Below are 10,002 nucleotides of genomic sequence, written 5' to 3'. Positions count from 1 at the left end.
CATGGCGGAATTCAAGAGCGACATCGAGATAGCGCGCGCAGCGAAGAAGAAGCCGATCCAGGAGATTGGGGCGAAGATCGGGATATCGGACGAGCATTTGCTGCCTTACGGACACGACAAGGCGAAGGTTTCGGCTGATTTCATCAGATCGGTGCAGGGCAAGCCGGATGGCAAGCTGATCCTTGTGACGGCGATCAACCCGACGCCTGCGGGCGAGGGCAAGACGACGACGACGGTTGGGCTTGGCGACGGGCTGAACCGGATCGGCAAGAAGGCCGTGATCTGCATTCGCGAGGCCTCGCTCGGGCCGAACTTCGGCATGAAGGGCGGTGCGGCCGGCGGCGGCTATGCCCAGGTCGTGCCAATGGACGACATGAATTTGCACTTCACCGGCGACTTCCACGCCATCACCTCGGCCCACAACCTGCTTTCGGCGCTGCTCGACAACCACATCTATTGGGGCAACGAGCTTGGCATCGACACGCGCCGGGTGACGTGGCGGCGGGTGATGGACATGAACGACCGGGCGCTGCGCCAGATCGTGTGCTCGCTGGGCGGGGTGGCCAACGGCTATCCGCGCGAGGCCGGCTTCGACATCACGGTTGCCTCCGAAGTGATGGCGATCCTGTGCCTGTCGCGCGATTTGAAGGATCTGGAAAAGCGGCTCGGCGACATCATCGTGGCCTATCGGCGCGACAAGACGCCGGTGTTCGCGCGTGACCTCAAGGCGCCGGGCGCGATGGCGGTTCTGCTCAAGGACGCGCTTCAGCCGAACCTTGTGCAGACGCTGGAGAACAACCCGGCCTTCGTGCATGGCGGCCCGTTCGCCAATATCGCCCATGGCTGCAACTCGGTGATGGCCACGACCACGGCGCTGAAGCTTGGCGAATATGTGGTGACGGAGGCCGGCTTCGGCGCCGACCTGGGTGCGGAGAAGTTTTTTGACATCAAGTGCCGCAAGGCGGGGCTGAAGCCGGCGGCGGCGGTCATCGTGGCGACGGTTCGCGCCATGAAGATGAATGGCGGGGTCAAGAAGGACGATCTGGGTGCGGAGAATGTCGAGGCGGTGAAGAAGGGCTGCCCGAACCTTGGCCGCCATATCGAGAACGTGCACGAGTTCGGCGTGCCCGTGGTGGTGGCGATCAACCACTTCCATTCCGACACCGATGCCGAGATCAAGGCGCTGCAGGATTACGTCAAGACGCTCAATGCCGACGCGATCGTGTGCAGGCACTGGGCCAATGGCTCGGCGGGCGCCGAAGATCTGGCCAAGAAGGTTGTGCAGCTTGCCGAGTCGGGTGCTTCGCAGTTTTCGCCGCTTTATCCGGACGATCTGGGCCTGTTCGACAAGATCGACACCATCGTCAAGCGCGTCTATCGCGGCGAAGGCGCGATTGCCGACAAGAGCGTGCGCGACCAGTTGCACCAGTGGGAAAAGCAGGGTTACGGCAATCTGCCGATCTGCATGGCCAAGACGCAATATTCGTTCTCGACCGACCCGAACCTGCGCGGCGCGCCGACCGGCCATGTGGTGCCGGTGCGCGAGGTGCGGCTTTCGGCGGGTGCCGGCTTCGTGGTGGCGATCTGCGGCGAGATCATGACCATGCCGGGCCTGCCCTCGAAGCCGTCGTCGGAAAACATCCGCCTCAACGCCGACGGCCAGATCGAAGGCCTGAGCTGAGCGGCAAAGGTTCTGCAGATCCGGCGATGGGTCAAATCCCAACAATCGGATTGCAACAATAGACCCAACAATAGCGAAAGGCGCCAATCGGCGCCTTTCCTGCTTTGGCACCCAGTTTTCTGGGCGTTGCCCCTCGATTTTCGGCCCTTCACGCGCCATCAAGGCACCACGCCACATCAGGGAGCCAACAATTGAACAAAACAATCGAACGCATCACAGGCGATACAATCGGCGTCGCCTATGAATTTCCCGTTTTCCGCTTCGAAGGCTCCGACAAGGCCGCCCCCACCGCTTATCTGCAAGCAGCCCTTCACGCCGGCGAGCTGCCGGGCACCGTCGCCATCGACGCGCTGATGCCGATGCTTGAAAAGGCCGAACGCGAAAGCCGCATCAAGGGCGGCATCACGCTGATTCCCTGGGCCAACCCGATCGGCCGCGCGCAGTATCATTTCGGCGAGCACGAGGGTCGCTTCCATCTCGGCACGCGCACCAATTTCAACCGCGATTTTCCATTGATCGACAGGCCGGATACCAGCCTCCTGCCGTCCGACCAAGCCACGATGTCAACCGATGAACGCCTCAAGGCCAGGCTGCTGAAACTCTCCATCGGCCATGACATCGTGCTCGACCTGCATTGCGACGATGAGGGCGTGGCTTATCTTTATATACCTGCCGTGCTGTGGCCGGCCATGGAAGACTGCGCCGCCGCCATGGGCGTTCAGGCGGTTCTGCTGTGGGGCGGCGCCAGCGGCTCCGCCTTCGAGGAGGCCTCGGTCCATCCCTATCTCGCCGCCGACAAGGCCAAGCTGAACCGACTCGCCATCACCACCGTCGAATATCGCGGCATTCTCGACGTCGATGGCGCAACGGCCGCCTCTGACGCGCAAGGGCTTTATCGCCTGCTGGTCGCACGCGGTGTCATCGAGGATTCCACCCTTGGCACACCCCGCCGCTTCGATGGCGTCGTCGCGCCGCTCGAAAACATCGACATGATGCCGGCGCCGCGCGGCGGCGCGATCCTCTATGACGTAAGGCCGGGCGAGTATGTCGAAGAAGGCCAGCGCCTTGCCACCATCGTTCACGCACCGGGCGAAACGGACGGTCGCACGCCCGTGTTGGCGCCGCAAGCCGGTTATATCCTCACCCGCCGTTCGCGCCGCATCGCGCGTCAGGGCGAAGATCTGCTCAAGCTGGTCGGCAGTAAAAGAAGCGACGACGCGCGCTCCGGCACGCTAGAGGACTGAAGCCGTAAAGCAATCTCGGCCGCGTCCAAAGATCACGCAATGTTGATCTGGGGAACAATTTCGTGAATTCGCGAATTGGGGCGAAAATTGCCCCATTCGCGCCACAAATGCCGCCATCCTCTCGCCTTGCTTAAAGTCTCCAAGGCTTTGCAAAACAACAATTTATTTTAACCTCATGCGGGAGACAGTCGTGATTCCAGCACGCTTTCGCGCGTCCTTAAAATCCCCTTCGCTTTATCTTGCCGCCGCCATGATGACGACGGCGCTCAGTATCGCCGCCCCGCTGCCGGCTTTCGCCCAATCGGCCGAAAACACCGCCGAGACACAGCCTTCAGGCCTTTGGCTGACGACATCCTATCCCGAATTTTCGGCCCAGATCGGCAAGGATGTCAGTGTCAATCTCGAGCTTTCCAATCATGGCCTGCCGCCGCAACGCGTCGAATTCAGTGTCGATGGCCTGCCCTCGGGCTGGAAGTGGGAAATGGACGGCGGCGGCAAGCCGGTCAACGCCGCGATCGCCGCCTATAATGACAGCGCCTCGCTGACGCTCAAGCTGACACCGCCGAAAGGCGCCAGCGAAGACAAGCCGATCAATTTCACCGTGACGGCAAAGGGCCAGGGCCAGGCGCTTGCCCTGCCGATGAAACTCGCCTTCACCAAGATTGAACCGGCCAAGCTGACGCTTGAGCCGAAATTGCCGGCGCTGCGCGGCACGGCCAAGTCGGCCTTCGACTACAAGGTCGATATCAAGAACGAGGGCCAGCAGGACACCACGGTGAACCTGCTCTCCAAGGCTCCCGACGGCTTCCAGGTGACGTTCAAGGAGGAATACGGTTCGCAGGAATTGACCAGCCTGCCGCTCAAGGCCGGCGAATCCAAGACGATGACGGTCAGCGTCCAGCCGCCGGACACCGCCAAGGCCGGGCAATATCCGGTCATGGTGGCGGCCTCCGCCGGCGACATCAACGCCGAGACCAATCTGCTGCTCGATATTACCGGCCGGCCTGAAATCGCGCTGACCGGACCGCAAAGCCGGCTTTCCGGCGATGCCACGGCCGGGCAGGAGCGCACATTCACATTCACGCTTGCCAATTCCGGCTCGGCTCCGGCCCGCGACGTGGCACTCTCGGCCAGCCCGCCGTCCGGCTGGAAGGTCACGTTCGACCCTGAAAAGATCGACGTCATCCAGCCCGGCGACACCGCCAATGTCGGCGTGTCGATGACACCTTCCGACAAGGCCATCGCCGGCGATTACATGGTCTCCGTCCGCGCCAATGGCGACGGTGCGTCGGACAGCGCCAACTTTCGCGTCACCGTCAAAACCTCGACGCTGTGGGGCGTCAGCGGGCTTGGCGTCATCGGCATCGCTGCGTTGATCTTCGCCTTTGCCGTTACGCGGTACGGCCGCAGATGACCCCGGTCATCGAGGCAGACGGACTGGTCAAGCGCTATGGTCGCTTCACCGCCGTCGACGGCATCGACCTGACGATCGGCAAGGGCGAAGTGTTCGGCCTGCTCGGGCCGAACGGGTCGGGCAAGACCACCACCATCCTGCTGCTGCTTGGCTTGACGGAGCCAAGCGCGGGTTCCATCCGCGTCCTCGGCCTCGACCCGCTGCGCCAGCCGCTTCAGGTCAAGCGGCGGGTTGGCTACCTGCCCGACCAGATCGGCTTCTACGACCATCTGACGGCGCGCGAGAACCTGGCCTACACGGCACGCCTCACCGGCCTGGCATCCGCCGAGGCGGGCCGGCGCATCGGCGAGGCGCTCGGGCGGGTGCGCCTTGCCGATGTCGGCGACAAGCGCGTCGGCGCCTTTTCCCGCGGCATGCGCCAACGGCTCGGCCTTGCCGAAGTGCTGGTCAAGCAGGCCGAGATCGCCATCCTCGACGAGCCGACATCCGGGCTCGACCCGCAATCGACGCAGGAATTGCTCGAACAGATCAGGGAACTGGCGGCCGAAGGCGTCACCATCGTGCTTTCCTCGCACCTGCTTTCGATGATGCAGACGATCTGTGACCGCGTGGCGCTGTTTAAGCGCGGCGGCATTGGGCTGATCGGCAATGTCGCGGAACTGACGACCGGCGTGCTTGGCGGCACGCATGTCGTGGAGGTCGAGGCCAACGGCGTCGATCTGCCTTGCGTGCTGAAAGGCCTGCCGCACATATCGGCCGTCTCCATCATCAGACCAAACCATTGGCGTGTCGATGCCAGCGACGACGTGCGCGCCGAGATTGCCCGCAAGGTGGTGAATGCCGGCGGGGCGCTGCAATCCATGACCATCCGCCAATCCAGTCTTGATGACGTCTATGTCCATTTCTTCGAGGGAGAGAACCATGACGTCGCGGCGTGAGGGATCGCCCTTTCAGGGCCTGGCCACGGTCGCGCTCAAGGAAGCGGCCGACCATATGAACAGCGCCCGCATCCATCTGGTGATGCTGCTCGTTATCCTGACGGCCATTGGCTCGGTCTATGCGGCGATCGGCCAGATCAAGATGACGGTGAGTGAGGACGAGTTCCTGTTCCTGCGCCTGTTCACCACCGCGCAGCAACCGCTGCCCTCTTTCGTCTCGTTCCTGGGCTTCCTGATCCCGCTGGTGGCGATTGCACTCGGTTTCGATGCCATCAATGGCGAATACAGCCGCCGCACCCTGTCGCGCATCCTGTCGCAACCGATCTATCGCGACGCACTGCTGACGGGAAAATTCCTCGGTGGCCTGCTGGTCATCGCCATCTGCCTGCTGGCGCTGTGGCTGCTCGTCACCGGGTTGGGCATCCTGCTTCTGGGTCTGCCGCCAAGCGGCGAGGAAATCGCGCGCGGGCTGGCTTTCCTGTTCGCCTCCTTCGTCTATGCCGGCGTATGGCTGGCCGTGGCGATGGCCTTTTCCACAGTGGTGAAATCGCCGGCAACCTCGGCGCTGTGCGCGCTGACGCTATGGCTGGTCTTCACCGTATTCTGGCCGATGCTCGCACCGCTGATTGCCGGCGCCCTTGCGCCCGTCGATCCGCTCAACCCGATGACGGCGGTGCATCAGATCAACCTGCAGCAGGCCATCGCCCGCGTCTCTCCCAACGTGCTTTATGGCGAGGCGACACTGGCGCTGCTCAATCCGGCCACGCGCTCGCTCGGGCTACTTTTTGCCAGCCAGATGAACGGTGCCATCATGGGCGCACCCTTGCCGCTGTCGCAGAGCATCGCGCTGGTCTGGCCGCAGGTCGCCGGCATGATCGCGGCCCTGCTGGTGCTGTTCACCATCGCCTATGTCGCCTTCCAACGGCAGGAAATCAGAGCCTGACAGGTTCCCTTCCTGCCTCTGGCCGGCGCCGTTCTCTCCCGGCGCCGGCCTTTCCATTTGCGCGAAGCGAAATTCAGTTGCACGACCACCGGTTCGCCGCTATGGGTTTTGCCATGAACATGCGCTCGTCCAAGACTGCTTGGTGGTGGGTCGGCTAGAAAGCGGCCTGACGGAGCGCGTGCGCGTGAAAACTGGATGGTGGCCGCAACGGGATGTCCGGGCGGCCATTTGTTTTTCAGCCATTCCGGGTCCGTTGCCCGAGCGAATGGAGACGGCAATGACGGTTGAAATCCTGGATAATGGCGCCGAGCGCTTTATCACGGCGGGCGGCATTGCCATCACCCGCCAGCGCCATGAAACACCCTATGAGGGGGCGATCGACGCCTATATCCAGCGCCTCGATTCGCGGCGCGGCGCGGTCTTTTCCTCCAATTACGAGTATCCGGGCCGTTACACGCGCTGGGACACCGCCATCATCGATCCGCCGCTCGTCATCTCGGCGCGCGGCCGTGCCATGAAGATCGAGGCGCTGAATGCTCGCGGTGAGACGCTGCTGCCGATCATCGGCAAGACCCTCGGGAGATCGGCCGAAATCACCATCCTGGAAAGCACGGCCAGCCTGATCCGCCTCGAAGTGGCGCAGCCGGGGCGCATCTTCACCGAGGAAGAACGCAGCCGCGTTCCTTCCGTCTTTACCGTGCTGCGCGCGGTCACCGCTTTGTTCAAATCACCGGAAGACGCCAATCTCGGCCTTTACGGCGCCTTCGGCTACGACCTCGCCTTCCAGTTCGATCCGGTCGAATACAGACTGGAGCGCAAGCAAAGCCAGCGCGATCTGGTTCTCTATCTGCCCGACGAAATTCTCGTCGTCGATCACTATTCGGCCAAGGCCTGGACCGACCGCTACGACTATGCCGGTGACGGCTTCTCCACCGAAAACCTTCCCCGCGAGGGCAAGACAAGCCCGTTCAGGCCGGCTGACCGCATTCCGCCGCGCGGCGACCATGAGCCCGGCGAATATGCCAACCTGGTGCGGCGTGCCATGGATAGTTTCAAGCGTGGCGACCTGTTCGAGGTGGTGCCCGGGCAGATGTTCTACGAGCGTTGCGAAAGCGCGCCGTCCGACATTTCGCGCCGGCTGAAGACCATCAACCCCTCGCCCTATTCCTTCTTCATCAATCTGGGCGAGAACGAGTATCTCATCGGCGCCTCGCCAGAAATGTTCGTGCGCGTCAATGGCCGGCGCGTCGAAACCTGCCCGATCTCCGGCACCATCAAGCGCGGCGACGACGCCATTTCGGATCACGAGCAGATCCTCAAACTGCTCAACTCAAAGAAGGACGAATCCGAACTGACCATGTGTTCGGACGTCGATCGCAACGACAAATCCCGAGTTTGCGAACCGGCGTCGGTGCGTGTCATCGGCCGGCGGCAGATCGAGATGTATTCGCGCCTCATCCACACGGTCGATCACATCGAAGGCCGGCTGCGCGAAGGCATGGACGCCTTCGACGCTTTCCTCACCCACGCCTGGGCCGTCACCGTAACCGGCGCGCCAAAATTGTGGGCCATGCGCTTTATCGAGAACAACGAGAAAAGCCCGCGCGCCTGGTATGGCGGCGCCATCGGCATGGTGCACTTCAATGGCGACCTGAACACCGGCCTGACTCTGCGCACCATCCGCATCAAGGACGGCATCGCCGAGGTGCGTGCCGGCGCCACGCTGCTGTTTGATTCCGTCCCCGAGGACGAGGAAGCCGAAACCGAACTGAAAGCATCTGCCATGATCTCCGCCATTCGCGACGCCAAGGCCGGAAACTCCCCCGCAACACAACGCGACACCGCGCGCGTCGGCAAAGGAGTCAAGGTCCTGCTGGTCGATCATGAGGACTCTTTCGTGCATACGCTGGCGAATTACTTCCGCCAGACGGGCGCCGATGTTTCCACCGTACGCAGTCCGGTCGCGGATGAAATGTTCGACCGCCTGAAGCCCGATCTCGTCGTGCTTTCGCCCGGCCCCGGCACGCCGAAGGATTTCGACTGTGCCGCGACCATCAGGAAGGCGCGGCGCCGCGGCCTGCCGATCTTCGGCGTGTGCCTTGGCCTTCAGGCACTGGCGGAAGCTTATGGCGGCGAATTGCGTCAGCTCGCCATCCCCATGCACGGCAAGCCGTCGCGCATCCACGTTTCCAAGCCGGGCATCGTCTTTTCCGGCCTGCCGGGAGAAGTCACCGTCGGGCGCTATCACTCGATCTTTGCCGATCCGGCCAGCCTACCGAAGGATTTCGAGATAACTGCGACGAGCGAGGACGGCACGATCATGGCGTTCGAACACCGCAAGGAGCCGGTCGCGGCCGTGCAGTTCCATCCTGAATCGATCATGTCGCTGGGCGGCGACGCCGGCATGCGCATGATCGAGAACGTGGTCGTGCATCTGCCGCGCAAGGCCCGGGAAAAAGCGGCGTAGCCGCAATCATGGCCGGATCAGTCGCCTCCAAGTCGAAGGTCGTTACCCTTGCCTTCTGGTCGATCGCCGTTGCCTTCGTGGTGACGGCGCTGAAACTGCTGGCCTGGAAAATGACCGGCTCGGTCGCGCTCTATTCCGATGCGCTGGAATCGATCGCCAACGTGGTCACGGCTATTGCCGCCTATTGGGCGATCCTTGTCAGTCATACGCCTGCGGATGAGGATCATCCCTTCGGCCACCACAAGGCCGAATATTTTTCGGCCGTGCTGGAAGGCGTGCTCATCGTCGTCGCCGCCTTGCTGATCATCGCCAAGGTATGGCAATCGCTTGGCCATCCGGTAGCGCTCGACCAACCCTGGCCCGGCCTGGCGGTAAACTCCGGTGCAGCCATCATCAATGCGGGTTGGGCCTTTATGCTCATCCGCAACGGCCGCGCGCAAAAATCGCCGGCTTTGGTGGCGGACGGACAGCACCTGATGACAGACGTTGTCACCTCTGTCGGCGTGCTTGTCGGCCTCGTCGCGGCGGTCGTTACCGGCTGGCATCTGCTCGACCCGCTGCTGGCGTTGCTGGTGGCGTTGAATATTCTTTATCAGGGCTGGAAAGTGACCGGCGAGTCGCTCAGCGGCCTGATGGATCGTGCGGTGGACATCCAGGAAAACGTACGCATCCGCGACATCATCTCCGCCAATTCCAAGGGGGCGCTGGAGGTACACGATCTCAAGACGCGCATCGCCGGGCGTGCCACCTTTATCGAGTTTCATCTGGTGGTGAACGCCGACATGAGCGTCGGCGAAAGCCATGTCATCTGCGACCGCATCGAAGATGCCCTGAAAGCCGAAATTCCCTCGGTGCGGATCACCATCCATGTCGAACCCGATGACGAGGCCAAACTGCCCAAGGGCACAGCAGCCGTCCCATTCGCATGAGCAGGGAGCCGTACAGGCCCATGCCGATTTCACAAAATTCGTGCTAGTCTCGTTCCGGTGGTATTTTGCGCAAGGGAGACAACAGCATGCATGGCCTGATCGGGAAGATCCGCTCCGCGCCCGGAAAGCGCGAAGAACTGCTCGATATCCTGCTCCAGGCCACCGGCTCTCTGCCGGGTTGCCTCAACTACATCGTCGCCCGTGACCCTGCCGACACCACCGCCATATGGGTTACGGAGGTGTGGGTCGATGCGGCAAGCCACAAGGCGTCATTGTCCCTACCCGAAGTGCAGGAGGCAATCGCCAGGGCCAAACCGCTCATCGTCGGGTTCGACTTCCAGATCGAGACCGAACCGGCAGGCGGATTCGGTTTGCCGAAATCCTGA

General features: G+C 62.5%; 8 protein-coding genes. All 8 read left to right on the top strand.

Annotated elements, in window-relative coordinates; all coding sequences use genetic code 11:
- Position 1: 1 nt before the first annotated feature.
- The 8 genes from BFN67_RS16905 to BFN67_RS16870 all read left to right on the top strand — a co-directional run bounded on the left by BFN67_RS16905 (position 2) and on the right by BFN67_RS16870 (position 10,002).
- On the top strand, positions 2–1,681 hold the full coding sequence (locus BFN67_RS16905) for a formate--tetrahydrofolate ligase (protein ID WP_080918256.1): 1,680 nt from the start codon (positions 2–4) through the stop codon (positions 1,679–1,681).
- Positions 1,682–1,872: 191 nt separating this feature from the next.
- Positions 1,873–2,925, top strand: a complete 1,053-nt coding sequence (locus BFN67_RS16900) for a M14 family metallopeptidase (protein ID WP_080920722.1) — start codon at positions 1,873–1,875, stop codon at positions 2,923–2,925.
- A gap of 190 nt (positions 2,926–3,115) precedes the next feature.
- Positions 3,116–4,339, top strand: coding sequence for an NEW3 domain-containing protein (locus BFN67_RS16895; RefSeq protein WP_080920728.1), 1,224 nt, complete (start codon positions 3,116–3,118; stop codon positions 4,337–4,339).
- Complete coding sequence (locus tag BFN67_RS16890; protein ID WP_080920721.1) at positions 4,336–5,277, top strand: ABC transporter ATP-binding protein; 942 nt, start codon at positions 4,336–4,338, stop codon at positions 5,275–5,277. Before BFN67_RS16895 ends, BFN67_RS16890 begins: the two co-directional genes overlap by 4 nt.
- Positions 5,261–6,220: an ABC transporter permease gene (locus BFN67_RS16885; protein WP_080920720.1), complete on the top strand. Its 960-nt coding sequence runs from the start codon at positions 5,261–5,263 to the stop codon at positions 6,218–6,220. The genes BFN67_RS16890 and BFN67_RS16885 overlap by 17 nt, the downstream gene beginning before the upstream one ends.
- Before the next feature lie 277 nt (positions 6,221–6,497).
- Positions 6,498–8,687, top strand: coding sequence for an anthranilate synthase (locus BFN67_RS16880; RefSeq protein ID WP_080920727.1), 2,190 nt, complete (start codon positions 6,498–6,500; stop codon positions 8,685–8,687).
- Positions 8,688–8,695: 8 nt separating this feature from the next.
- A complete protein-coding gene (locus BFN67_RS16875) occupies positions 8,696–9,616 on the top strand; it encodes a cation diffusion facilitator family transporter (protein WP_080920719.1) in 921 nt (306 codons plus the stop codon).
- 86 nt (positions 9,617–9,702) lie between these two features.
- Positions 9,703–10,002 carry a putative quinol monooxygenase gene (locus tag BFN67_RS16870; protein WP_080920718.1) on the top strand — a complete coding sequence of 100 codons (300 nt, stop codon included), beginning with the start codon at positions 9,703–9,705 and terminating at the stop codon, positions 10,000–10,002.

This window comes from Manganibacter manganicus, assembly GCF_002075885.1.
GTDB lineage: Bacteria > Pseudomonadota > Alphaproteobacteria > Rhizobiales > Rhizobiaceae > Mesorhizobium > Mesorhizobium manganicum.
This window is presented reverse-complemented; position numbering and strand designations above follow the sequence as displayed.

Excerpts from the sequence above, each read along its gene's own strand:
- BFN67_RS16905 (WP_080918256.1), top strand. The coding sequence starts at position 2 with ATGGCGGAATTCAAGAGCGACATCGAGATAGCGCGCGCAGCGAAGAAG.
- BFN67_RS16890 (WP_080920721.1), top strand. The coding sequence starts at position 4,336 with ATGACCCCGGTCATCGAGGCAGACGGACTGGTCAAGCGCTATGGTCGC.
- BFN67_RS16880 (WP_080920727.1), top strand. The coding sequence starts at position 6,498 with ATGACGGTTGAAATCCTGGATAATGGCGCCGAGCGCTTTATCACGGCG.
- BFN67_RS16875 (WP_080920719.1), top strand. The coding sequence starts at position 8,696 with ATGGCCGGATCAGTCGCCTCCAAGTCGAAGGTCGTTACCCTTGCCTTC.
- BFN67_RS16885 (WP_080920720.1), top strand. The coding sequence starts at position 5,261 with ATGACGTCGCGGCGTGAGGGATCGCCCTTTCAGGGCCTGGCCACGGTC.
- BFN67_RS16870 (WP_080920718.1), top strand. The coding sequence starts at position 9,703 with ATGCATGGCCTGATCGGGAAGATCCGCTCCGCGCCCGGAAAGCGCGAA.